The sequence below is a fragment of the Xanthomonas cannabis pv. cannabis genome, assembly GCF_000802365.1.
GTDB classification, from domain to species: domain Bacteria; phylum Pseudomonadota; class Gammaproteobacteria; order Xanthomonadales; family Xanthomonadaceae; genus Xanthomonas; species Xanthomonas cannabis.
The window spans coordinates 23,616-47,457 of sequence record NZ_JSZE01000050.1; the positions used below are offsets into that span (position 1 = coordinate 23,616).

Annotated in this window: 23 protein-coding genes; 12 read left to right on the forward strand and 11 right to left on the reverse strand. The window is 67.7% G+C overall.

Annotated elements, in window-relative coordinates; all coding sequences use genetic code 11:
• Positions 1-38: 38 nt before the first annotated feature.
• Positions 39-665 carry a DUF4126 domain-containing protein gene (locus tag OZ10_RS10490; RefSeq protein WP_039408048.1) on the reverse strand — a complete coding sequence of 209 codons (627 nt, stop codon included), beginning with the start codon at positions 663-665 and terminating at the stop codon, positions 39-41.
• Positions 666-793: 128 nt separating this feature from the next.
• Between OZ10_RS10490 and OZ10_RS10495 the strand changes: the two genes are divergently transcribed.
• The 5 genes from OZ10_RS10495 to OZ10_RS10515 all read left to right on the forward strand — a co-directional run bounded on the left by OZ10_RS10495 (position 794) and on the right by OZ10_RS10515 (position 4,725).
• Complete coding sequence (locus tag OZ10_RS10495; protein WP_039408051.1) at positions 794-1,531, forward strand: DUF6776 family protein; 738 nt, start codon at positions 794-796, stop codon at positions 1,529-1,531.
• Between the two features lie 3 nt (positions 1,532-1,534).
• On the forward strand, positions 1,535-1,987 hold the full coding sequence (locus OZ10_RS10500; protein WP_039408055.1) for a bactofilin family protein: 453 nt from the start codon (positions 1,535-1,537) through the stop codon (positions 1,985-1,987).
• A gap of 80 nt (positions 1,988-2,067) precedes the next feature.
• Positions 2,068-2,454: an iron-sulfur cluster insertion protein ErpA gene (gene erpA, locus OZ10_RS10505; RefSeq protein ID WP_039408059.1), complete on the forward strand. Its 387-nt coding sequence runs from the start codon at positions 2,068-2,070 to the stop codon at positions 2,452-2,454.
• Positions 2,455-2,792: 338 nt separating this feature from the next.
• Entirely contained in the window at positions 2,793-3,692 is a 900-nt protein-coding gene (gene nudC, locus OZ10_RS10510; RefSeq protein ID WP_039564760.1) for an NAD(+) diphosphatase, read from the forward strand.
• Between the two features lie 139 nt (positions 3,693-3,831).
• Positions 3,832-4,725, forward strand: coding sequence for a cobalamin biosynthesis protein (locus tag OZ10_RS10515; protein WP_039564761.1), 894 nt, complete (start codon positions 3,832-3,834; stop codon positions 4,723-4,725).
• Between the two features lie 213 nt (positions 4,726-4,938).
• Here OZ10_RS10515 and OZ10_RS10520 read toward each other — a convergent pair whose 3' ends face one another.
• The 4 genes from OZ10_RS10520 to OZ10_RS10535 form a co-directional block, all read right to left on the reverse strand.
• On the reverse strand, positions 4,939-5,349 hold the full coding sequence (locus OZ10_RS10520) for a DUF2752 domain-containing protein (RefSeq protein WP_039564762.1): 411 nt from the start codon (positions 5,347-5,349) through the stop codon (positions 4,939-4,941).
• A complete protein-coding gene (locus tag OZ10_RS10525; RefSeq protein WP_039408067.1) occupies positions 5,349-5,693 on the reverse strand; it encodes a CD225/dispanin family protein in 345 nt (114 codons plus the stop codon). The genes OZ10_RS10520 and OZ10_RS10525 overlap by 1 nt, the downstream gene beginning before the upstream one ends.
• A 287-nt stretch (positions 5,694-5,980) precedes the next feature.
• The gene (locus OZ10_RS10530) at positions 5,981-7,903 is read right to left on the reverse strand and encodes an MFS transporter (protein WP_039564763.1); all 1,923 of its coding nucleotides are present in this window, start codon (positions 7,901-7,903) and stop codon (positions 5,981-5,983) included.
• 67 nt (positions 7,904-7,970) lie between these two features.
• Positions 7,971-8,873, reverse strand: coding sequence for a LysR family transcriptional regulator (locus OZ10_RS10535; RefSeq protein WP_039564764.1), 903 nt, complete (start codon positions 8,871-8,873; stop codon positions 7,971-7,973).
• Positions 8,874-8,970: 97 nt separating this feature from the next.
• On the opposite strand from OZ10_RS10535, the gene OZ10_RS10540 reads away from it, so the two are divergent.
• The gene (locus OZ10_RS10540; protein WP_039564765.1) at positions 8,971-10,161 is read left to right on the forward strand and encodes an MFS transporter; all 1,191 of its coding nucleotides are present in this window, start codon (positions 8,971-8,973) and stop codon (positions 10,159-10,161) included.
• Positions 10,162-10,292: 131 nt separating this feature from the next.
• Here the strand turns inward: OZ10_RS10540 and yccS are convergent, their stop codons facing one another.
• The 4 genes from yccS to purH all read right to left on the reverse strand — a co-directional run bounded on the left by yccS (position 10,293) and on the right by purH (position 16,515).
• A complete protein-coding gene (gene yccS / locus OZ10_RS10545; protein WP_039564767.1) occupies positions 10,293-12,506 on the reverse strand; it encodes a YccS family putative transporter in 2,214 nt (737 codons plus the stop codon).
• Positions 12,507-12,731: 225 nt separating this feature from the next.
• Positions 12,732-14,027 carry a phosphoribosylamine--glycine ligase gene (gene purD / locus OZ10_RS10550; RefSeq protein WP_039564768.1) on the reverse strand — a complete coding sequence of 432 codons (1,296 nt, stop codon included), beginning with the start codon at positions 14,025-14,027 and terminating at the stop codon, positions 12,732-12,734.
• A gap of 34 nt (positions 14,028-14,061) precedes the next feature.
• Complete coding sequence (locus tag OZ10_RS10555; protein WP_039408079.1) at positions 14,062-14,907, reverse strand: hypothetical protein; 846 nt, start codon at positions 14,905-14,907, stop codon at positions 14,062-14,064.
• A gap of 24 nt (positions 14,908-14,931) precedes the next feature.
• Positions 14,932-16,515 (reverse strand): bifunctional phosphoribosylaminoimidazolecarboxamide formyltransferase/IMP cyclohydrolase, encoded by a 1,584-nt coding sequence (gene purH / locus OZ10_RS10560; RefSeq protein WP_039564770.1) that lies wholly within the window; start codon positions 16,513-16,515, stop codon positions 14,932-14,934.
• A 73-nt stretch (positions 16,516-16,588) separates the two neighbouring features.
• On the opposite strand from purH, the gene OZ10_RS10565 reads away from it, so the two are divergent.
• The 6 genes from OZ10_RS10565 to OZ10_RS10590 all read left to right on the forward strand — a co-directional run bounded on the left by OZ10_RS10565 (position 16,589) and on the right by OZ10_RS10590 (position 22,642).
• Positions 16,589-17,203 carry a CDP-alcohol phosphatidyltransferase family protein gene (locus tag OZ10_RS10565; RefSeq protein ID WP_039564771.1) on the forward strand — a complete coding sequence of 205 codons (615 nt, stop codon included), beginning with the start codon at positions 16,589-16,591 and terminating at the stop codon, positions 17,201-17,203.
• Positions 17,204-17,280: 77 nt separating this feature from the next.
• Positions 17,281-19,035, forward strand: coding sequence for a bifunctional alpha/beta hydrolase/class I SAM-dependent methyltransferase (locus OZ10_RS10570; protein WP_039408085.1), 1,755 nt, complete (start codon positions 17,281-17,283; stop codon positions 19,033-19,035).
• A complete protein-coding gene (locus tag OZ10_RS10575) occupies positions 19,032-20,366 on the forward strand; it encodes a phosphatase PAP2/dual specificity phosphatase family protein (RefSeq protein WP_039564772.1) in 1,335 nt (444 codons plus the stop codon). Before OZ10_RS10570 ends, OZ10_RS10575 begins: the two co-directional genes overlap by 4 nt.
• Positions 20,363-20,806 (forward strand): hypothetical protein, encoded by a 444-nt coding sequence (locus OZ10_RS10580; protein ID WP_039564773.1) that lies wholly within the window; start codon positions 20,363-20,365, stop codon positions 20,804-20,806. Before OZ10_RS10575 ends, OZ10_RS10580 begins: the two co-directional genes overlap by 4 nt.
• A gap of 232 nt (positions 20,807-21,038) precedes the next feature.
• Positions 21,039-21,671 carry a lysophospholipid acyltransferase family protein gene (locus tag OZ10_RS10585; RefSeq protein ID WP_039408091.1) on the forward strand — a complete coding sequence of 211 codons (633 nt, stop codon included), beginning with the start codon at positions 21,039-21,041 and terminating at the stop codon, positions 21,669-21,671.
• Complete coding sequence (locus OZ10_RS10590) at positions 21,668-22,642, forward strand: phosphatidate cytidylyltransferase (protein WP_039408093.1); 975 nt, start codon at positions 21,668-21,670, stop codon at positions 22,640-22,642. Before OZ10_RS10585 ends, OZ10_RS10590 begins: the two co-directional genes overlap by 4 nt.
• Positions 22,643-22,848: 206 nt before the next feature.
• Here the strand turns inward: OZ10_RS10590 and fis are convergent, their stop codons facing one another.
• Entirely contained in the window at positions 22,849-23,121 is a 273-nt protein-coding gene (gene fis, locus OZ10_RS10595) for a DNA-binding transcriptional regulator Fis (protein WP_039408095.1), read from the reverse strand.
• A 116-nt stretch (positions 23,122-23,237) separates the two neighbouring features.
• Positions 23,238-23,842: DUF3426 domain-containing protein (locus OZ10_RS10600; protein ID WP_052210015.1), on the reverse strand; the 605-nt coding region annotated here is incomplete at its 5' end.

Here is a 23,842-nt window from a genome sequence, read left to right on the forward strand (position 1 = left end):
CGATACTCCCTGCAGTCGCGATGATTATGCGATGAACTTCACGATAGCGGGGAGCGGCGTGGAGCCGGCGTGCTGGCAGCGCGCATCGGCGCCACCAGCCGGCGCATGCCACGCCACAACAGTCGCCACACCCACCACACCACCAGCGCGGCCACCACGCTGGAGCCCACCGCAACACCCAGTGCCAGCCACGGGTGCGCCAGGGCCAGCGCCAGGGCGGTGGTGGCGATGGTGTCTTCGGCCAGCGAGGCGACCCAGTTGCTGGCCGGCTCGGGCGAGGTATTGAGCAGGGCGCGGGTGCCGGCCTTGAGCGTGTGGCTGGTCAGCGCCACGCCGGCACCGGCCGCCAGGGCGCCGGTGCCCAGATCGCCATCCGGCGACAGCGTGGCGGCGGCCAGAAATGCACCGGCCGGCACGCGCGCCAGGGTCTGCAGCAGATCCCAGCCCGAGTCCACGCCGGGAATCTTGTCGGCGAAGAATTCGGCCACCGCCAAGGCGCCGGAGGTGCCCAGCACCCACCACGACTGCGCCGGATGCAGGGCGGGCGGCAGCTCGATCCAGCCGAGCAGCCCGGCCAGGCCGACGCCGAACACGGTGAGGTAGACGCGGATGCCGGCCAGCCAGGCCAGCAGGATGCCGATCACGAACAGATGCGCTTCGCTCATGGCGTTGCTTCCTGCGGACAATGCGGAACTATCGGATAACGGCCGTTCCAGCGCCAGCGCGACGGTCGACAAGGCTCTGGCACACTACGCCGCCGACCACAGCGCCGGCCCGTCCGGACCCGATGCCCATGAGACCAGCCGCTCGCCCTCAGATCGTCCACCGGGAGTCGGGCGGTGGCCGTGCGACCGGCCGCTGGCTGTGGATCCTGCTGGCCCTGGTCTGGCTGGCGTCGTTGGCCGGGGTGTGGTGGATGGCCACGCGCACCGCCGCACCGCGCCTGGTCCAGGCCGAGGCGGCACTGCAGCAGGCCCAGCGCAGCCAGGCCCAGCAACGGCGGACCATCGAGCAATTGCAGCAGCGCCAGGTCAACCTGGCGATGTCGGACAAGATCAGCCGGGCCGCCAATACCGAAGTGCAGGCCTCGCTGGCCGAGCGCGACGAGCAGATCGCCGCGCTGCGCGCCGATGTGGCGTTCTACGAGCGGCTGGTGGGCTCCACGGCGCAGCGCAAGGGGCTCAACGCGCATTCGGTGCAGTTCACCGCCGAGGCCGGCGGCACCTGGAATTACAGCGTGGTGCTGACCCAGAACCTCAACCGCGGCGCGATCAGCCAGGGCCAGCTGCGCTTTGCGGTGGAAGGCGTGCGCGCCGGCAAGCTGGTGACGGTGAGCTGGAACGCGTTGCACCAGACGCCTGATGCCGCCGGCCAGCCGTACTCGTTCCGCTATTTTCAACAGCTCGATGGCAGCGTCATCCTGCCGAAGGATTTCACCCCGCAACGTGTCAAAATCTCCCTGAGCGGCGATGGGGCGCCGGTCACTCAGACATTCGACTGGAAAGTCGCCGGCAATGGCGCGGGGGAGTAGCTCATGTTCGGAAACAAATCCAACCGTGGTGCGCAGACCGTGGTCGACACCTTGATCGGCCCGCAAGTGGTGATCCGCGGCGATGTGCTGTTCAGCGGTGGCCTGTACGTGGAGGGCCGCATCCTGGGCAAGGTGATCGCCGAGGACGGCGCCAGCGCCACCTTGACGGTGGCCGATCAGGGCAGCATCGAGGGCGAGGTGCGTGCACCGGTGGTGATCATCAACGGCCAGCTGACCGGCGATGTGCATGCGGCCGAGCGGGTCGAACTGGCTGCCAATGCGCGCGTGCAGGGCAATGTGCATTACCAGGTGGTGGAAATGAGCGCCGGTGCGCAGCTCACCGGGCGCCTGATCCATGCGGCCGCCGCCGCGGGCGTGACCGCCGCGTTGCCGGCCCCGGACCCGAGCCGCGCCGAGCCGGCCAAGGCCTTGCAGGCCGAAACCGCCGAGGCCTGAGCCGGTGGGCGGCTGAAGCGCGGCGCGCTGGCCGTCGGGAGCGGCTTGAAGTAAGGCCGTCCGACCCCCATGCTGGGGCCATGAGTACGCTCGTTTCGCTTCCCACCGCCGCCCCGGCGCCGGACTACCAGTCCATCGACCGGCCGCTGAACTTTTCCGGAGCCGCCGCCGCCAAGGTGCGCGAGCTGATCCAGGAAGAAGGCAATGCCGACCTGGCCTTGCGCGTGTACATCGAAGGCGGCGGGTGTTCCGGCTTCCAGTACGGGTTCGAGTTCGACGAGAACCGTGCCGAAGACGATCTGGCCGTGGCGACCGATGGCGTGACGCTGCTGGTCGATCCGCTGAGCCTGCAGTACCTGATGGGCGCCGAGGTGGACTACACCGAAAGCCTGACCGGGGCGCAGTTCGTGATCCGCAACCCGAATGCCAAGACCACCTGCGGGTGCGGTAGCAGCTTCAGCGTCTGACGCCAGCTGGCCGGAAGCGTCCGGTCAAGGGCGGCGCGCGATGGGTCCGGCACCGCCATGAACCTGCGACGCCGGGTCAGCCGGGTTGGCCAGATGCGCCATGCGGGTTCGTCTGTATCGAGTCACATGCTGGCATAAACCATCCGTAACCATCCGTCGATCTCCCGGTGGCTCACGCCATGGCTGTAGCGCACACGTCATGACGATGACGCTGCGCACCTGCTGCGCGGACCTGCGGCCTGGGGCGGTGATCACCATCTGAACGCGCGCCGCGAGATGTCCGGCCACCGTGCGCTGCATGGTTGCGGGTGTCGCCGATTATCGGCAGGCTTGCGCCGATGTCAGAGTCCACTTTTCCGTTGTCCGGTTTCGCCTTCAGCCACGCGCCGCTCGACCGCGGCGATGCGCTGCGTGACGATCCTGCCGCGCTGGCGCAGCTGTGGCCGCAGGGCCGCGTGCTGTTGATCGATGCAAAGGGCACCGCCCTGGCCGATGCACAGGGGCAGCCGCTGGTGCTGCAGGGCGCGGCGCTTGCCGATGGCCCGGAGGCAGCGATCTTCCTGGGACTACGCGGGGAGGAGGGCTGGTTCTGCCTGTCGGCCGATCCGCTCGACCTGAAGGCGCCGCAGCGGGTGGATCTGCGCCAGGCGGCGGCCGAGTGGCCGGCGGAGCTCGCCACCGCAGTGGCGTATGCGCGGGCGATGCTGCATTGGCAGTCGCGCACGCGTTTTTGCGGTGTGTGCGGCGGGGCGATCGTGTTCCGCCGCGCCGGCTTCATCGCACACTGCACCCAGTGCCAGACCGAGCACTATCCACGCGTGGACCCGGCGATCATCGTGGCGGTCAGCGACGGTGCGCGCCTGCTGCTGGGCCGCCAGGCCAGCTGGGCGCCGCGCCGCTATTCGGTGATCGCCGGCTTCGTCGAGCCGGGCGAATCGCTGGAGCAGACCGTGGCGCGCGAGGTGCATGAAGAAACCCGCGTGCGGATCCGGCACTGCAGTTATCAGGGTGCGCAGCCCTGGCCGTTTCCCGGCGCGCTGATGCTGGGCTTCAGCGCCCATGCCGACGCCCGCGAAGTGCCGCAGGTGACCGGCGAACTGGAAGATGCACGCTGGGTCGGCCATGCCGAGATCGGTGCCGCGCTGGCCGGGCAGGGCGGCGAGGAGGGCATCGGCCTGCCGCCGGCCATCTCGATCGCCCGTGCGCTGATCGAGCGCTGGTATCGCACCCATGGCTAAGCGCATCGGCGGCGCGCGCACGCGTCGGGTGGGCGGCGCAGCCCATGGGTGCCTGGCACAGGTGGGTGGTACGTGGCCGACCTGCCCGTTGCGCGGCGGTTGCGCCCGCTCGGCTAGACTCGGCTGAGGAGGGACACCCATGTTCACGACCCTGGTTGCCGTTGTCGTTGCACTCACGCTGGGCCATCTGGTGCCGGCGCAGGTCGCCAGGTTGCGACGGTTCGACTGGTTCGGCCATTGGCTACGCCGGCTGGACAGCCATGCCGCCGGCCGCGGCGCCTGGCAGGGCCGCTATGGCGTACTGCTGGCGCTGCTGCCTGCGTTGTGTGTAGTCCTGCTGCTGCAATGGCTGCTGGACGATGTGTGGCACGGCTTTCTGTCGCTGGTGTTCGGTGTGGCGGTGCTGGCCTGGACCTGGGGCCCGCGCGATCTGGATCGCGATGTGGAAGCGGTGATCGATGCCGACGAGCCCGGTGCGCGGCGCGAGGCCATTTCGCACCTGCAGGCGGCCGGCGGCAGCGTGCACGAAGAGGTGCCCTCGCTGGTGGAAGCGGTGGTGATCAACGGACTGCGTCGCTGGTTTGCGGTGCTGCTGTGGTTTCTGCTGCTGGGGCCATTTGGCGCGGCGCTGTACCGGCTGACCGCACTGGCGGTGGAAAGCCCGCTGTCGGTGTTGCTGCCGCCACGCAATCTGGCTGGCGCGCGCTGGCTGCTGGCGGCGCTGGAATGGCCGGTGGCGCAGTTGATCGCCGTGTCGATGGCATTGGTGGGCAACTTCGACACCGTGTTTCGCGCATGGCGCGAGGCGCATGGCAATCGCTGGACGTTGGAGCCGCATTTTCTTGGTGCGGTGGCGCGTGCCAGCGTGAGCGCCGAGCTGCGCGAGGAAGCGCACGACTACACCGATTCGGGCCTGGTACCGGTATGGCGCCGCCTGCCGGAAGTGCGCGATGCGATGAGCCTGGTGTGGCGTGTGCTGCTGCTGTGGATGGTGGTGCTGGCGTTGCTGGTGATTGCGGGGTGGGTGCGGTAACGCCGTGCCCGACGAGAGGCAGTCAATCAGCTGCGTCATCGGCATGGAAAGCGCAGGGGCATTGCCATCGCCATCGACGTCCGCCAAGAGCCGGCTTCCATCGTCGAACCCGATGACGACTTGCCAGGCGGTGACGTCTGGCAGTCTTCCCGGCTGATCGTTCGATAGCGTGCCTGGATTCTTGCACGGGACCGCGGAGTTGATTCTGATGACCTAACCCGGCGCCAGCAGCGTGAACGGGTACCACGGCAAATTGCGGGCGATCCAGTAGGTGGGCAAGGCCCATAGCCAGAACTTCGGTTCGGACATCGTCTGCACGACCGGGGCGAACCAGCGCGCGCGCCAGCCGACTTTCCAGGCGATCAGGCCGGGCAGGGTGAACAGGCCGAGCACGGCGGCCGGATTCATTGCGAAGGCGCCGGGGAGATCGAAATGCACCAGCGCATAAAGTGCGCGCGTCATGCCGCAACCGGGGCAGTAGCAGCCGGTGACGGCACGGAACACGCAGGGCGGGAACGGGCTGTTGCTCGCGTTCGGGTCGAAGCGATACAGCAACGACACGCCAAAGGCGGCCACGCTGGTGGCCGCCCCGAGTCCAAGCCAATGGCGTGGACGCAGCTGCATTACTGCATGTGCTGCAACTGCTGCATGTAGTCCATGTAGCCCTGCATGCCGCCGGTGGCGACCATGCCGATGTTGATCAGCAGGCCGATCGCAGCCAGCACGCTGGTCACGATGCACCAGGTCTTGGCGGTGTTGGAAGCGCGACGCGCGCCGTCGATGTCGCCCTGGTTGAGCAGGCCGTTGACCTTGCTGGAGAACACGATCGCCACGATGCCGGAGATCAGGGCCGGGCAGCACAGGCAGAAGCCGAGCACGGTGGAGACGATCGCCCAGATCAGGTGATTGGGCACCGGGCCAGGTGCGGCGCTGGAAGAGGGATGGATCGGCGGTGGGATGGCACTCATGGTGAAGCTCCTTGGGTGGTAAACAACAGCGAACTGATGGGTGAGTGGGGTGTGTTATCCGGGGACGAGTGCATCGGCATGCCTATCGCCGCCGGCACGACAGCCAGCCGCTGAAGTGAGCAACGCCCGCCGATCACGGCAGACGCCTCAGGCGCGATGATGTTGAGCACAACGACTTCCCCCGGTGCGGCCTGTCGCGCTCGCTTGGCGAACGCGGCGGCAAAGCGTGCAGTGGCGCACAGGCTACTCGCGGTGCGCGACAGACGCAAAGCCCCCGCCCGCCAGACTCAGGCGCGGTCCTCACGCAATGCGCGCACCTGCTGTTCGAGCGATGCGGCGCTGGCTTGATCGCCGGCCACGGCGGGGCCGGCTACCACGTCGATCCGGGCGCGCATCCGGCGCGGCACGCGCATGCGGCCCAGGCGGGTGTCGCGGCGGCTCCACATGCTCGACCACATGCCGCGCAGCGCCAGCGCAATCACCGGCACGTTGCGGCGCTCCAGGATTTTTTCGACGCCGGATTTGAACGCGGCAATCTCACCGTCCTTGGTCAACGCACCTTCCGGGAAGATGCACACCAGTTCGCCATCGGCCAAGGCGGCATCGATGCGGTCGAAGGCCTGCTGCATCAATGCAGGGTCTTCGCGCGCGCCGGCGATCGGGATGGCCTTGGCGGTGCGGAAGATCCAGCGCATCACCGGGATACGGAAGATCTTGTAGTACATGACAAAGCGCACCGGGCGCGGAATCACCGCCGACAGGATCAGCGCGTCCATGTAGCTGACGTGGTTGCACACCAGCAACGCGGCGCCGTCGTCGGGAACGTGCCCGTCGATGTCGCGCGCACGCAGGCGGTACAACACGCTCACCAGCACCCAGCTGAGGAAGCGCATCAGGAACTCAGGCACCAGGGTGAAGATCCACAGCGCCACCAGCGTATTGGCGATGGCCAGCGCCAGGAACACCTGCGGAATGCTCAGGCCGGGCAACGGAAGACGCACGCCGAACAGCACGACCTGCGGCAGCTGCAGTGCGATACCGATGACGGCCGCGGCCACGATGAACAACGAGTTCTGGATGTTGAGCCCGGCGATCACGCGCGACAGCTCGGCCTTGGGCGTGCGGCTCTGGATCAGCGCAAACAACGGCACCACGAACAAGCCGGTGAACAGGCCGATGCCGACCAGATCGACGATCAGCCGCACGCTGCCAGGCTGTTGCACGAACTGGCTGATCGACAGCCCGGTGACCGGCGCTGCACCGGGACGGGCGAAATACAGATCCAGCAGGAACGCGCTGATGCCGAACGCGCCCAGCGGCACCAGACCGATCTCCACGGTGCGCCCGGACAGCCGCTCGCACAGCAGCGAACCGACGCCGGTGCCGATCGAAAACAACGCCAGCGCAAACACGTACAGGTCCTGCTGGCCGCCCAGATTGAGCTGCGCGTAGGTGGGCAACTGCGCGGTGAGCACGGTGCCGACGAACCAGAACCACGACACGCCCAGCACCGAGTTGCGCACTGCCGGCGTGCGCCGGGTCAGGCGCATGATGGCGCGCGATTCGGGGATGGGGTTCCAGTTGATGGTCAGCTCGGGCGCGCCGGCATCGACCCTGGGCACCAGCCGCGCCACCAGATTGCCGGTGACGGCGATTGCGATCACCGCGGTGGCCGCCGCTTCCGGGCCATGGCTGCCGGCAATCTGGAAGATCAGCCCGCCGAAGATCATGCCGCACAGGATCGAGATGGAGGTGCCCATCTCGACCAGGCCATTGCCACCGGTGAGTTCCTCCGGCTTGAGCACCGAAGGCAGGATCGAATATTTCACCGGCCCGAACAGGGTGGACTGCAGGCCGGTGCAGAACAGCGCAATCAGCAGGATCACCATGTTCTCGGTGATGAAGCCCACCGCGGCCAGCGACATGATGGCGATCTCCATCGTGGTGGTGATCACGATGAGCTTCTGTTTTTCCAGTTTTTCGGCGATCTGGCCGGCCAGCGCGGAGAACAGGAAGTACGGCAGGATGAACAGTGCCGGCGCCAGATTGGTGTAGAGCGTGCGCTGCGCGGCATCGATGCCGAGATAGAACAACAGCCCGATGATGGCCTGCCGATAGACGTTGTCGTTGAACGCGCCCAGCGCCTGGACAGCGAAGAACGGCAAGAAGCGGCGCTGCCTGAGCAGGGCGAACTGACTGTGACCGGACATGCAGTTTCCTTTGCGAACGCGCGCAGCCTAGCAGGCTTCCACGGCGCGCTGGTGGATGCCGCCTCGCTCAGCGCGCTGCACGTGCTGCTGGCGTGCGGGGCGCGCGTTGGGCGCGCAGCAAGGCGACGAAGGCGCGCGCGGCCGGGGTTGGGTCGGGCCGCCACACGGCGTAGGTGAGAAAGCGGAAACGCTCCTTGAGCGCGACCGTGACCACGCCACGCATGGCGCCGGCCATGGTGTGCGGCACGATGCCCACGCCCAGATCGGCCGCCACCAGCTCGCGCACCAGATCGGCATGGGTGACCTCGTACTGCTGGCGCTGCCGCAGGCCGGCCTGCGCGAAGGCGGCATCGATGATGCCGCGCACGCCGGCACCGGGTATCAGCCCGGCCATCGGTTCGTCGTCGAGCTCGGCCAGCGCCACCCGTTTGCGCGCGGCAAAGCGGTGGCCGGGGGCCACGATCAAGGCCAGCGCCTCCTCATGCAGCAGCAGGCGCTGCGCTGGCACCGCGACCTGCGGGCCAACGCCGACCAGGGCCACATCCAGCCGGCCTTCGCCCAGATCGAGCAGCAAGGCCTCGCTCATGGCGGTGCGCAGGTGCACGTCCACCCGCGCGTGCGCACTGCGGAACTGATGCAGCAACGCCGGCAGCTGCACGGTGGTGAGCGAGGAAATCTGCCCCAGCGTGAGCCGCCCGCGCACCGTGCCCAGCGCCTGGGCCATTTCCTCGTGCAGGCGCTCGGCCGCGCGCAGGGTTTCGCGGGCGTTGTGCAGAAAGACCTCGCCGGCGGCGGTGGGCCGCACATGGCGGGTGCCGCGTTCGAACAGGCGTGCGCCGAAGGTCTCTTCGATCTTGGCGACCTGGTGGCTGAGCGCCGATTGCACGGTGTTGCAGCGGCGCGCGGCCGCGGTGAAGCCGCCTTCTTCGGCCACGGCGACGGCAAATTCCAGTTGGCGCAAGGTCAGCATGCAATCTCGAAACGCGATGGATACGGTGAAAACAATACATTGGAAAGATGCATCGCCGCTGCCCACACTGCGCCCATCCTTTCGCTAAGCACACGCCATGACCCCCGAGCCGACGTCCCATCCGCCCTTGGCGCGCCGTCTGGTGCTACTGATGGCCGCCGCCACCGGTCTGGCGGTGGCGAGCAACTACTACGCCCAGCCCTTGCTGGAAACACTGGCGCAGGCGTTCGGAATCCAGGTGCGCAGCGCCGGCGCGGTGGTGACCGCCGCGCAGCTGGCCTACGCGGCCGGCTTGCTGTTGCTGGTGCCGCTGGGCGACCGGCTGGAGCGGCGCAGCCTGATCGTGGGCCTGTTCGTGCTGAGCGCGCTGGGCCTGCTGGTGAGCGCCAGTTCGCACAGTTTTGCGATGTTGCTGGTGGGCACGATCGTGAGCGGCGCCAGCTCGGTGGCGGCGCAGATCCTGGTGCCGTTCGCTGCCACGTTGGCGGCGCCCAACGAGCGCGGCCGGGTGATCGGCACGGTGATGAGCGGGCTGCTGCTGGGCATCCTGCTGGCGCGTACCGCGGCCGGCGTGCTGGCCGGTGTGGGCGGCTGGCATACGGTGTACTGGATCGCGTCCGGGTTGCTGCTGGTCACCGCATGGCTGCTGTGGCGTGGGCTGCCGCGGCATCCGGGCAATGCGCAATTGTCCTATCCGAAGCTGGTGGGCTCGGTGCTGACCCTGCTGCGCGACGATGCGGTGCTGCGCTCGCGTTCGGTGCTGGGCGGGTTGATCTTTGCCGGCTTCAGCATGTTCTGGACCACGCTGGCGTTTCTGTTGTCCGGGCCGAGCTATGGCTATGGCACCGTGGTGATCGGGCTGTTCGGCCTGATCGGTGCGGCCGGTGCGCTGGCCGCCAATCGCTCCGGGCATTGGTCCGATCACGGCCATGGCGACCGCGTGAGCTGGGGCGGGCTGGTGATGTTGCTGGTGTCATGGGGCTTGCTGGCGTTTGCGCCGCAGTCGATCGCGCTGCTGATCGTGGGCGTGCTATTGCTGGATATCGCGGTGCAGGGCGTGCATATCGCCAACCAGAGCGTGATTTATCAGCGCAACCCCAATGCACGTAATCGCATCACCTCGGCCTACATCACCTGCTATTTCATCGGTGGTGCGGTGGGGTCGACGTTGGGCACTGCGGCGTATGCACAGGCCGGCTGGATGGGGGTGGTGATCGGTGGCGCGGTGCTTGCTGCAGCGGCGCTGGGTTGGGTGGGGCTGAGCGTGGCGCGCGGGCAATGGAAGTAGGCGTGGCTGATGAGGCGACGACGCGGGGACTGCACGAATGTGGCAGTTGCGCGGCATTGCATGGCTCGGTGTCGCCTTGCACAGGGACGCTGCGTTGGCTGCACGGCCACGCACCTGTGGGCAACACGCCGCTAAGCCTTGTTGACCGCCAGACGGGCCGTGTTCTCTGCCGGCGCGGTGGTCACCGCCAGCGCCGCAGCGCGCAGTTTGGGCAATAAGCGCAGCGTCAACGCCAGCTGGTCGCGCACCAGGCGCTGCTTGGGTGGCAATTGCACGGCGTGGTGTTCCAATGCGTCGGCGGTGGCGAGCTCTTCGCTTTCGTCGTGTACCGGCAGCGGATGGCGTTCGCGCAAGGCGGTGGCGATCTCGCCCAGCGCGCGCTGCAGGTAGTCGCCTGCCTGCGCGATGGCGGGATCGTGTCCGCCTTCCAGCGCGGTGCGGTGCGCGCCCAGTGCGGAGAGATACCCGAGCAAGGTGTTGGACAGCGCCAGAAAGCGGAAACCCGCGTCCAGATTGCGCCGGTAACGGCCCGGTTCACGCAGCATGTTGGACAGCGCAACCGACAACGCGGCATCGGCGTTGTGCATGTCGCGGCGTGCGATGCGGTAGGGCAGATCGTCGCGCATGCCGCTGGCGTATTGCTCCAGTACCTGGGTCAGGTAGCGCGCGCAACTGGCCAGCACCGTGGCCATCACCTGATTGAGGCGGCGGCCCTGCCAGTCCGGCAGGATCAGGAACGAGGCCGCCGCGGCGATCGCGCAGCCGATCAAGGTGTCGATCAGGCGCGGCCAGATCAGCACGAAACCGTCGCCGAGCAGGTTGAAGCAGAACAGCGCCATCACGGTGATGCCGGCGGTGGCGAGCATATAGCGATCGGTGCGGGTGACGAAGAAGATCAGCGCAGCGGCCAGGGCCAGCAGCAATTGCACTTCGGTGCCCGGGAACAGCTGCATCAGCGCCCAGGTGGCGACCAGGCCGATCAGGGTGCCGGCGATGCGTTGCACCAGCCGCAGGCGGGTGGCGCCGTAGTTGGGGCGGCACACGAACGCGGTGGTGAGCAGGATCCAGTAGCCGTTGTCGGCATGGATGGACTGCATCACCGCATAGCCCACCACCAGCGCGATGGCCATGCGCAGGCCATGGCGGAACAGCACCGAGCCGGGCGTGAGCTGCTGGCCGAGCCGGGCGGCCATCTCGCGCAAGGTATGCGGCGAGGAATCGCGCAGGCGGGTGTCGAGGTTGTCACTGGTGGAATCGAATTGCGCCGCTTCGGACAACTTGCGCTCGATGCTCTGCAGGTTGGTGACCAGCAGTTCCAGCGCGCCGAGCAGGCGCGCCAGCGCCGGGTCGGCGCGCGCATGCAGGTAATCCAGCGACTGGCGCAGGTCTTCGGTGGCCAGGCGGCTGTTGTCACCGTAGTCGAACGGCTGGCGCAGCCGGATCGCCTCGCCCAGCGCGGCGCAGGCCTTGCCCTGCAGCGCGAGCAGGCGCTGGCAGCGGTACAGCACATCGCTGTGGAAGAACGCGTCGGTCAGCGCTTCATACGGGTAATGCGAGGAGCTGGCGCGCTCGTGGAATTCCTGCGCCATGTAATACAGCCGGAAATACAGGCCCGATTGCACGCCCGGCCGCCCCGAGCGGCCGAAGCGGCTCATGATCGCGGTCTTGGCGGCGTTGAGCGCGCCGACCACCCTGGCATTCTGTTCGGCCAGCGCCAGCCGGCGCGCGTGCAGGTCGCTTTGGCGCACCGGTTCGAACAGATCGGCCTTGAGCCTGAGGTAGCGGCCCAGTTCGAAGAACAGCCGCGACAGCCGCTCGCGCACCGGGCGATTGGCAAACAGGATGGTCCACAGGATCGACAGCACGCCATACCAGGTGGCGCCGATCATCAGCAGCGCTGCGCCATGCCAGGCAATACGCGGGTCGTGGCTGCCATGCTGGTCCATGCCGATCATGGCGTAGATCGACAAGGCCACCGTGGCCTGCGCGATGGACGCGTAGCGCTCGCCCAGCGCGCCCAGCAGGGTGAGCGAAAAGGTCGCCAGGGCCATGCCGATCACGAACGCCAGCGGATACGGGAACAGCAGCGTCACCGCAGCGGCGGCGGCGTCAAAACACAGCAACGACAGCAGCACCGATTTGATGCGGCCCAGCCAGTTGTCGTCGGTCTCGGCGATGGCGCTGGCGATGGCGCCCAGGAACAGCGCCGGCACCGCGGTGAGTTGATGCCAGTGCCAGCACACGCCCATCGCCACCGCCAGTGCGATGAATACGCGCAGGCCATAGCTGGCCTTTTCATGGGCCCACAGGCGGCTGAGGCGGGTTTCGAAGGTAGTGGCGGCCACGGTCTCTGAAGGGCAAGCGTGCCCGGGCATTATTGCCGCAGCCACGCGCCGCCGGTGTGCAGGGCGGCTAGTCCTTTGTCAGTAGCTGCATGCTGGGGGTGGTCGCAGCCGGCGGGCACTGGCGTCGGCGAAAGGCGTGCTGGTGCCGCGCAGTGTGCTGCACCAGCGGCGACTCGCCACGCCGCGACAGCGTGCGCGTGGCGCCGCTGCGGCAAGCGTACGGCGTTATGCCTGTGTGTCCTGCTCGCGGGCGATCGCGCGCCAGCCGATGTCGCTGCGCTGGAAGGCGTTGGGCCAGTGGATCGGCCGCAGGCCGGCGTAGGCGTTGCGCTGCGCTTCCAGCACGCTGTCGCCGAGCGCGGCAACGCACAGCACGCGGCCGCCGGCGCTGATCACCTGCCCTTCGGCGTTCAACGTGGTGCCGGCATGGAAGACCTTGGCGGTGGCCGGCACTGCGTCCAGACCGGTGATGACCTCGCCGGTGACCGGGGTTTCGGGATACGGCCTGGCGGCGATGACCACGCCCAGCGACGGGCGCGGGTCCCACTGCGCCTGTGCGCCGTCGAGCGTGCCGTCGATGGCCGCGTCGAGCAGCTCGACCAGATCCGACTGCAGGCGCAGCATCACCGGCTGGGTTTCCGGGTCGCCGAAGCGCACGTTGAATTCGATTACCTTGGGCGCGCCATGCGCATCGATCATCAGCCCGGCATAGAGAAACCCGGTGAACGGCACGCCGTCGGCGATCATGCCCTGCACGGTCGGCTCGACCACCTCGCGCATCACCCGCGCATGCACCTCGGGTGTGACCACCGGGGCTGGCGAGTAGGCGCCCATGCCGCCGGTGTTGGGGCCGGTGTCGCCATCGCCCACACGCTTGTGGTCCTGGCTGGTGGCCATCGGCAAGGCGTGCGTGCCGTCGACCATGGAGATGAAGCTGGCTTCTTCGCCATCGAGAAATTCCTCGATCACCACGCGTGCGCCAGCGTCGCCGAACGCATTGCCCGAGAGCATGTCGCGCACCGCGTCTTCGGCTTCGGCCAAGGTCATCGCCACGATCACGCCCTTGCCGGCCGCCAGGCCATCGGCCTTGACCACGATCGGTGCGCCTTTCTCGCGCACGTAGGCCAGTGCAGCGTCCACGTCGGTGTGCACGGCGTAATACGCGGTGGGAATGCCATGACGCGCAAGAAAATCCTTGGCGAAGGCCTTGCTGCCTTCCAGCTGCGCGGCCTTGGCGGTGGGCCCGAAGATGCGCAACCCGGCGGCGTGGAAGCGGTCGACCACGCCCAGCACCAGCGGCACTTCCGGGCCGACCACGGTGAGCGCGAGATCCTCGCGCTGCGCCAGGGCGAGCAAGCCGTCGAGGTCGTCGACCTTGATCGCGACATTGCGGCATTTGGCTTCCGTAGCAGTGCCGGCATTGCCGGGTGCCACCAGCACCTCGCTCACGCGCGCGGACTGCGCGATCTTCCAGGCCAGGGCATGTTCACGGCCGCCGGAGCCGATGACGAGGATTTTCAAGGGAGCTGCTCGCTAGTACGGGGGAAAGGGGGCGCTACCTGCAGCCTTCGCGCTGCAGTGCGTTGGGGAATGGGTAGGTCCAGGTTTTGGTGTCGAGCGCGAACACGTGCGTCTTATCCAGTGCAACGCCGCAATCGCTGCCGTGTTCGTGAATGCGCAGCGGCCAGGTGCGCGCCTGCGGCTTGCTGTTGTCCACCTCCAGCGCGAAATCCACATCGAAGGCCTCGGCAAGGCATTGCGCCTGCGTCTGTTCCGGCTCGCGCGCGTCGTCGTCGCAAGCCAGTGCGCCGCTATTGTCGATATGTGCACGCAGCGAGCCGGCATTGACCAAGCCCTTGGGGCCGGGCACGACCAGATCCTGCGATTCCAGCATCAGGCCCTGGCCCATCCAGAAACTGTGCACGGCAAAGCCGTAGAAATCGCTGCCCAGCCGCAGGATGTCCACACTGCCGGGTTGGCCATCGCTGCCGTAGCCATCGGCGAGCCGTTCGACCACGACCTTGAAGCCGTCGCCATCGCCACGCAGCACGAAGAAATCGACCAGGCCGGGGTTGCCGTGGCCGCCATCGAGGAGGCTATGGCAGACCGCCAGCAGTTGCTGCACCTGGTCGCCCACCACCACCGGCTGTTCGGCGCAGACCTGGCTGTCGGCCTTGAATCCGTCCGCCTCGCCACTCCATTGCGCGGCCAAGCCGGCCTTGGCGCCATAGCGCGTACGCAGAAACCCATCCAGCCGCTCGGTGCGGCTCAGGTGAGCGCTGTTGGCTGGCGCTGCAGGGGCCGCTGCAACCGGCGCCGCAGCCGGCGCAGGCGCCTGCTTGCAGGCGCTCAACAGCACGGCGGTGGAAATAAACGCAGCAAGACAACGCAAACGGTGCATCGACCTATCCCTGTGCCGGTGACATCAATGCCGGAAGTGACGCACGCCGGTGAACACCATCGCGATGCCGTGTTCGTCGGCGGCGGCGATCACTTCGCCATCGCGCATCGAGCCGCCGGGCTGGATCACTGCCTTGATGCCGGCCGCGGCCGCAGCGTCGATACCGTCGCGGAACGGGAAGAACGCGTCCGAGGCCATCACCGAGCCGGCAACGGTGAGCTTGGCCTCTTCGGCCTTGAGCGCGGCGATCTTGGCGCTGACCACGCGGCTCATCTGCCCGGCGCCCACGCCAATGGTACGGCTGTCCTTGGCATACACGATCGCGTTGGACTTGACGTACTTGGCCACGCGCCAGGCGAACAGCAGATCGCCCAGTTCGGCCTCGCTGGGCGCGCGCTGGGTGACCACGCTCAGCTCGCCCAGCGACATGCCGCGGTTGTCGGACGACTGCATCAGCAGGCCCGAGCCGATCCGCTTGGTGTCATAGTTGTTGAGGCCGTTGCCGTGCGGGATCTTGAGCACGCGCACGTTGGCTTTCTTGGTGGCGTAGTCGAGCGCGCCGGGCTCGTAGTCCGGCGCGATCAGCACCTCGACGAACTGGCGATCCAGGATGGCCTTCGCCGTCGCGGCATCCAGGGTCTTGTTGAAGGCCAGGATGCCGCCGAACGCGCTGGTGGGGTCGGTGGCGTAGGCCAGTTCGTAGGCATCGCCGCAGGCCGCGCCCACCGCCACGCCGCAGGGGTTGGCGTGCTTGACGATCACGCAGGCCGGCGCATCGAACTGACGCACGCATTCCCACGCCGCATCGGCATCGGCCAGGTTGTTGTAGCTCAGTTCCTTGCCCTGCAATTGCTGGAAGGTGGCCAGCGTGCCCGGCACCGGGTAGAGGTCGCGGTAGAACGCGCCGGCCTGATGCGGGTTCTCGCCGTAGCGCAGATCCATCACCTTGACGAAGTTGGAATTGATCTGCGCCGGGAACGGGCTGCGGGTGGGCACGCTCTCTGCACTGTCGGCCACCGCCGACAGATAGTTGCTGATCGCCGCGTCGTACTGCGCGACGCGGTTGAACGCGGCCACCGACAGCGCAAAGCGCCTGGCCGCCGACAGCTGGCCGTCGTTGGCATCGAGTTCGGCCAGCAGCTCGGCGTACTGCGCCGGGTCGGTGGCCACCGCCACGCGGGCGAAGTTCTTCGCCGCGCTGCGCAGCATCGCCGGGCCGCCGATATCGATGTTTTCCACCGCATCGGCCAGCGTGCAGTCGGCCTTGGCGGTCACCGACTCGAACGGATACAGGTTCAGTACCAGCAGGTCGATCGGCACGATGCCGTGTTCGGCCATCACCGCTTCATCAATGCCGGCGCGGCCAAGCAGGCCGCCGTGCACCAGCGGGTGCAGGGTCTTGACGCGGCCGTCCATCATCTCCGGGAAACCGGTCAGCTCGGCGACGTCGGTGACCGGCAGGCCCGCCTCGCGGATCGCCTTGGCGGTGCCGCCGGTGGACAGCAGCGCGACGTTGCGCGCTGCCAGCGCGCGGGCCAAATCGATCAGGCCGGTCTTGTCGGAAACGGAGAGCAGGGCCCGGCGCACGGGCAGCAAATCAGTGGCCATCGGTGGGGGATGTCGTTGCGGAGCAGCCGATATTGTAGGCTGCGCCAGCGCTCGAATGGACTCAACACCCCGTATGGCCTCGATCTATGCTTTGAAAGGACGCTTCCAGGCGCTGCTGCGGCCGATGGTGGGCGCGCTGTACCGCGGCGGGATCACCGCCAACCAGGTGACGCTGAGCGCGGCGGCGGTGTCGTTGCTGGTGGCAGCGGTGGTCTACCGCGCCGGCGCCGGCTGGCCGCTGCTGTATCTGTTGCTGCCGGTGTGGATGTTGCTGCGCATGGGGCTCAACGCCATCGACGGCATGCTGGCGCGCGAGTTTGGTCAGCAGTCGCGGCTGGGCGCCTACCTCAACGAACTGTGCGATGTGGTGGCCGACGCGGCGTTGTACTTGAGCCTGCTTGGCGTGCCCGGGGTGGGTGCGCAATGGCTATGGCTGTTCACACTGCTGGCCGCGCTGACCGAATACGCCGGCGTGCTCGGCCTGATGGTCGGCGCCAGCCGCCGTTACGACGGGCCGATGGGCAAGAGCGACCGCGCCTTCGTCATTGGCGTTGTCGGCGTGGGGCTGGCCTGCGGGTTGCTGGGTGCGCGCGGCGTCACCTGGGTGGCCATTGCGCTGAGTCTGGCCTGCATCGCCACGGCGTGGCGGCGGGTGCGCGCCGGGCTGGCGGAGGCGCCGGCCGGCTAAGCGCGCTGCCTGCGCGCCGCAGTGCGCATGCGATGTCCGCTGCACTCTGTTTACTTTCTTCTTTTCAGGATGATCCGATGCGTGATGTCGTCGAGCGCGAGTTCGCCAGTTTCGATGGTGTGCAGTTGTTCTATCGGCACTGGCCGGCCCCGGTGGCAGGTGGCGCGCCCAAGGCGGTGGTGCTGCTGCATCGCGGGCATGAGCACTCCGGCCGTGTGATGCATCTGGCCGAGGAGCTGGACCTGCCCGATGCGCAGTTTTTCGCCTGGGATGCGCGCGGCAATGGCCGCTCGCCCGGCGTGCGGGGCGATGCGCCGGGCTTCGAGGCGCTGGTGCGCGATCTGGACAGCTTCATCGCGCACATTGGCACCACCCACGGCATCGCGGTGCAGGACATTGCGGTGGTGGCCCAAAGCGTGGGCGCGGTGGTGGCCGCTACCTGGGTGCACGACTATGCCCCGCCACTGCGCGCGCTGGTGCTGGCCTCGCCGGCGTTCAAGGTGAAGTTGTACGTGCCGTTCGCACGCGCCGGGCTGGCGCTGATGCATGCGCTGCGCGGCAACTTCTTCGTCAACAGCTACGTCAAGCCGCAGTGGCTCACCCACGATGCGCAGCGGGTGGAGAGCTATCGCACCGACCCGCTGATCACCCGTCCGATTTCGGTGCGCGTGTTGCTGGGCCTGTATGCGGCGGCCGCACGCGTGGTGGACGATGCGCAGGCGATCACCGTGCCAACCCAGTTGCTGGTCTCCGGCTCGGATTTCGTGGTGCATCGCGGCCCGCAGGACCGCTTCTACGAGAACCTGCGCTCGCCGATCAAGCAGCGGCATTGGTTGCCGGGTTTCTTCCACGACACCCTGGGCGAGCGCGATCGTGCGCTTGCGATCGCGCCGATGCGCGCGTTCATCCAGGCGCGTTTCGCAGCGCCGCCGGTGCGCGCGCAGTTGCGCGACGCGCACCGCAGCGGCCCCAGTTTCGAAGAGGCCGAGCGGCTGGCCTGGCCACCACCGCGCAACAGCCTGCAGGACCTGCGCTGGCGCGGCGTGCGTGCCGGCCTGCGGCTGGGCGGCACGCTTTCCGAGGGCATCGCCCTCGGCCTGCAGACCGGTTTCGACTCCGGCAGCACGCTGGACTACATCTACCGCAACCAGGCGCGTGGTCGTGGGCCGCTGGGCCGCATGATCGACCGCAATTATCTCAACGCGATCGGTTGGCGCGGCATCCGCATCCGCGGCGCGCATCTGGGTGAATTGCTGCGTGATGCCGCGACACGGTTGCGTGGTGCCGGCATGCCGGTGCGCGTGCTGGACGTTGCCGCAGGGCATGGGCGTTACGTGCTCGACGCCTTGGGCAGCGGCGCGCAACGTGCCGATGCGATCGTGCTGCGCGATTTCAGCCCGCTCAACGTCACCCAGGGCACCGCACTGATCCAGGCGCTGGGCGCGGGCGAGATCGCCCGGTTCGAGCAAGGCGATGCGTTCGACCCGGCGGCGTTGGCGGCGGTGCAACCGGCGCCGACGCTGGCAGTGGTGTCGGGCCTGTACGAGCTGTTTGCCGATAATGACCAGGTGGCGCACTCGCTGGAAGGTCTTGCCGCCGCAGTGCAGCCGGGCGGCTATCTGCTCTACACCGGCCAGCCCTGGCATCCGCAGCTGGAATTCATTGCGCGCGCGCTCACCAGCCACCGCGATGGCGTGGCCTGGGTGATGCGTCGGCGGAGCCAGCAGGAAATGGATGGCCTGGTGGAAGCGGCGGGCTTTCGCAAGGTGACGCAGCGCATCGATGCGTTCGGCATCTTCACCGTGTCGATGGCGCAGCGGATCCAGGCATGACGCACGGCGCACGCCCGACCGCTCGCGCTGCGCTGTGGCTGGCGTTGCTGGGGCCGTTCTTTTTCCTCAGCTATGGCCTGGCCAATACGTTGGCCGGGCGGGCCACGCAGGTGCCATCGGTGGTGTTCGGCTGGGAACATGGCATGCCGTTCTGGCCATGGACCATCGTGCCGTATTGGTCGATCGACCTGTTCTACGCGGCGTCGTTCTTTGTCTGCCGCACGCGGCGCGAGCTGGACACGCACGCGTTGCGCCTGCTCAGCGCGCAGCTGCTGTGCGTGGCGTGTTTTTTGCTATGGCCGTTGCGCTACAGCTTCGTCCGGCCCGATACCGATGGCGTGTTCGGCTGGTTGTTTGCGGTGCTGCTGGGTTTCGACAAGCCCTTCAATCAAGCGCCATCGCTGCACATCGTGCTGCTGGTGGTGTTGTGGGTGCGCTATGCGCAGCATCTTTCCGGTGTGTGGCGCTGGCTGTTGCATGGCTGGTTTGCGCTGATCGGCGTGTCGGTGCTGACCACCTATCAACATCACTTCCTGGATATCCCCACCGGTCTGGCGGCGGGTTGGCTGTGCGTGTGGCTGTGGCCGGAGCGCATCGCTGCACCGTTTGCCCAGGCACGGCTGACACGTGACGCGCGCCGTTGGCGATTGGCCGCTGCGTATCTGGCCGGCGCGCTGGTCAGTGGCGCGCTTGCGCTGTGGAGTGGTGGCAGCGGGCTGTGGCTGCTGTGGATCACCCTGGCCTTGTCGCTGGTGGCCATGAATTACGCGCTGCTCGGCCCGCTCGGATTCCAGAAGCGCAGCGATGGGCGCTTGAGTCTTGCCGCGCGCTGGTTGTATGCGCCGTATCTGCTGGCGGCATGGTGCAATTCGCGGCTATGGACACGGCGCGATCCATTGCCGCGCCTGGTGGCCGATGAGGTGTGGCTGGGGCGGATTCCGTTGCCCGGGCAACGCGGCACCATTGCCGCAGTCGTGGACGTGTCTGCAGAGCTGTCGTTGTACGCCGCAGTTGCCCAGGACCAGGCGGTGCCGATGCTGGATCTGGTGGCACCGTCGCCGGCGCAGTTGCGCGCGGCGGCGCAGGCGATCGAACAGGCCCGTGCGCACGGCCCGGTGCTGGTGTGTTGCGCCCTGGGGTATTCGCGCAGTGCGGCCAGCGTCGCAACCTGGCTGATCCGCAGCGGGCGGGCTGCCGGCGTGGACGCTGCCATTGCGCAACTGCGTGCGGTGCGGCCGGCGATCGTGCTGCGTGCGCATCACCGTGCGGCCATTGCGGCCGCCGGCGCAGTGGACAGCCACGATGCAGCCACCGGGCAGGTGGCCGCATGAGCGCGACCATGACACTTGCCGGCATGCGTGCGGTGTTGCGCCAGGGCGCTGCACTGGACCGGTGTTCGCTGCTGCTGTTGGCCGCCGTGATCGTGCTGCTTGGCATCACCGATGCACCCGCGCCGATCCAGCTGTGCTACGCGCTCAGTGTGGCTGCAGGCGTCGTGCAGCGCGTGTGGGCGTTCCGGGTCGGCCTGGATGCGGACCTGCTGGAGGCCGTGCTGCAGCAGATTGCCATCGACAACAGCGACGAGCATCGCGCCGCGCAACAGCTCGATCAGGCACTGCAGACGATCGGCTTGCTGCGCATGGCGCCGGCGCCACGCGACTGGCTGGCGCGCTGGGCCGGCATGCGCCGTCTGCTGTTGAGGCAAGTGGGTAGCGTGGTGGTGCAGGTGCTGGCACTGGGGGCCGCCCTGATCGGCAAGGCGCTGTGGTGACCGCTGCACACGCGGCAAAGGCTCTCACCGCGCCGCTGGCACATTTTCAGCGGATGCAGTGCTTGCCAACGGTCACCGCGCCAGCCAAGGCATTGCAGTGCTCGCGCCATGCCATGTCCGCGGCGTGTCGTGTGTCGGGTGCCTTGGCTGCGGAAGTGGCGACGCCGCCCACCGCTGCAGCACCGATCGTGAAATTAGCGCTGCGCACACCCGTGCGCGCATTGGAGTGGACATGATTGCCCGTTTGATCGCGCGTGCCTGCAGCGGCGCCATTCGTACCCTGACCGGCGCGCGTGCGCTGTGGCGTGGGTGTGCACCCTCCAACGAACGCCGCGTGTATTACGGCAATCACGCAAGCCACGGCGATTTCGTGCTGATCTGGTCGTCGCTGCCGGCTAGCCTACGGCATACCGTGCGTCCGGTCGCCGCTGCCGATTACTGGCAGCGCACTGCACTGCGCCGCTACCTGATCCACGCGGTGTTCAACGGTGTGTTGATCGAGCGCGATGCCGCGCAGCGCACCCGCGACCCGATCCAATGCCTGTGCGATGCAGTGGACGCCGGCGATTCGTTGATCCTGTTTCCCGAAGGCACCCGCAACCCGGACGAAGGCGTGCTGCCGTTCAAGAGCGGGCTGTATCACCTGGCGCGGCAACGCCCGGAACTGGAGTTCGTGCCGGTGTGGATCGACAACCTCAAGCGCGTGATGCCCAAGGGCAAGTGGCTGCCGTTGCCGCTGTTGTGCACCACCACCTTCGGGGCGCCGTTGCGGTTGGGCGCCGATGAGGACAAGGATGCGTTTCTGGCACGCGCACGCGTGGCGCTGCTGGCGTTGTCGCCGGAGCAACTGGAGGGGCGCGCATGAATCCTTATGTGTTCAGCGGGCAGCTGCAGCAGTCCCCAATGCATCAGCAGACGCTGTGGTTGTTCAGCGGCATTGCGCTGGTACTGGTGATTGCCACACTGATTTCCGAGACGCTGCGCTGGCGTGCGCGCGAACGCCCGAGTGCGGTGCTGGACAACCTGGTCGCACGCATCCGCGCGTGGTGGGTGATGGCGGCGGTGGTCGGCATTGCGTTCGTGTTCGGCCGCGCCGGCGTCATCGGGCTGTTCGCGCTGGTGTCGTTGTTTGCGCTGCGCGAGTTCATCACCCTGACCCCCACGCGGCGCGGCGATTACTACGCGCTGCTGGCCGCGTTCTACATCGTGCTGCCGTGGCAATACGGGCTGGTGTGGACCGGCTGGTACGGCATGTACACGTTGTTGATTCCGGTGTACGCGTTCCTGGTGCTGCCGATCCTGGCCACCATCGGCGGCGATACCACCGGCTATCTGGAACGCACCGCCAAAGTGCAGTGGGGGCTGATGATCTGCGTGTTCTGCATCTCGCACGTGCCGGCGTTGTTGAACCTGGACATTCCCGGTTACGCCGGCCGCAATCTGCTGCTGATCGCGTTCCTGGTCATCGTGGTGCAATCGTCGGACGTGCTGCAGTACGTCTGGGGCAAGCTGGCCGGCCGCCATCTGATCGCGCCGAAGCTGTCGCCGTCCAAGACGGTGGAAGGCTTCATCGGCGGCGTGCTGTCGGCCAGCCTGCTCGGCATGGCGCTGTGGTGGATCACGCCGTTTGCGCCATGGCACGCGTTTGGGCTGGCGCTGGTGGCCAACCTGATGGGCTTTTTCGGTGGGCTGGTGATGTCGGCGATCAAGCGCGATCGCGGCATCAAGGACTGGGGCCACATGATCGAAGGTCACGGCGGCGTGCTCGATCGCCTGGACTCGGTGTGCTTCGCCGCGCCGGTGTTTTTCCACCTGATTCGTTATGGCTGGGCGTGATCGCCTGCAACATTGCTCGTCAGAAGATCGCAACATGTGCATCGCGTGCCGTTGGCGACCTGCAGCATCGGATCGGCGCAGCGCGTCGGTCGGCCGCCGCGTCTGGCCAACCGGAAGGCTGACCCGCACGAAACCACGCTGTGACCGGGAACCCGTGCCCGCACCGTCTGGCAGAAGCACGCTTTTACGAATCCCGAATCCCAGGCCTACGTCAGCCCGTACTCTTTCAGCTTCTTGCGCAATGTCGCCCGGTGAATGCCCAGCAGCGCCGCGGCGCGGCTCTGGTTGCCTTCGCAATGGTTGAGCACTTCGACGAACAACGGGATTTCCATTTCGCGCAACACGATCTCGTACACATCGTCCGCGTCGCTGCCATCCAGGTCGCGCAGATAACGGCGCACCGACTGCGCCACGTGTTCGCGCAGGGGCGACTTGGGGGCGCCACGACTGGTGTCAGGACGGGAGGAGGCTGCGTTCAAAGGAAGTTCCCAGTGTCACGAAGCCGGGACGCGTGGCCGGCGAGGGGGAGTGAGTCTAGCGCGTGACCTCACCGCTCGCCACGCCCATGTGCGCGGCGAGTGCGGGTCGCGTCCGCTTAGCGGAAGTCGAAACTGAAGGCGGCCGTGCTCGCGGCCGGTTCGCGCACCGCGAACGCCACCTGCACCGCCTGGCCCGGCGCAAGCGTGTCCTGCGCGGCCGGCGCCTTGCCCAGATACTCCTGCGGTGTCAGCACGCGGGTGCCGATCACCCGCCCGTCGGCATCGGACAACGACAGCTGCAGCCACGGCCAGGCCTGCGCCCAGCGTGCATCGTTGCGGAAACTGGCCTGGACCTGCAGCACTCCGGCCGCGCCGGGCAGCGGGCGCACATCGCGGGTGAGCAGGGTCAGCGCGGCCGGCTCGCGCCAGGCCGGCAACGTGCAGCGCGCCAGCGTGCAGGCCACGCTGACCAGCGGCCGCCAGCGCGCGTTGCCGGCCAGCTGGGCGCGGTCGGCAACGATGATCTGCAGCCCCAGCAACGCCACCAGGCCGATCAACACCGCCCACTGCCGGCCGCTGGCGCGCAGGCGCGGGCGGGCGAACCCCCGGCGTGCAAACGTGGGAGCGGCGACAGCGGGCAGTGGGTGGAACGGCGGTGCAGGAGAGGCCGGATCGCCTGCGTCGCTGGTGGGCATGGCGGCCTGTGCGGTGGGGTCGGCCT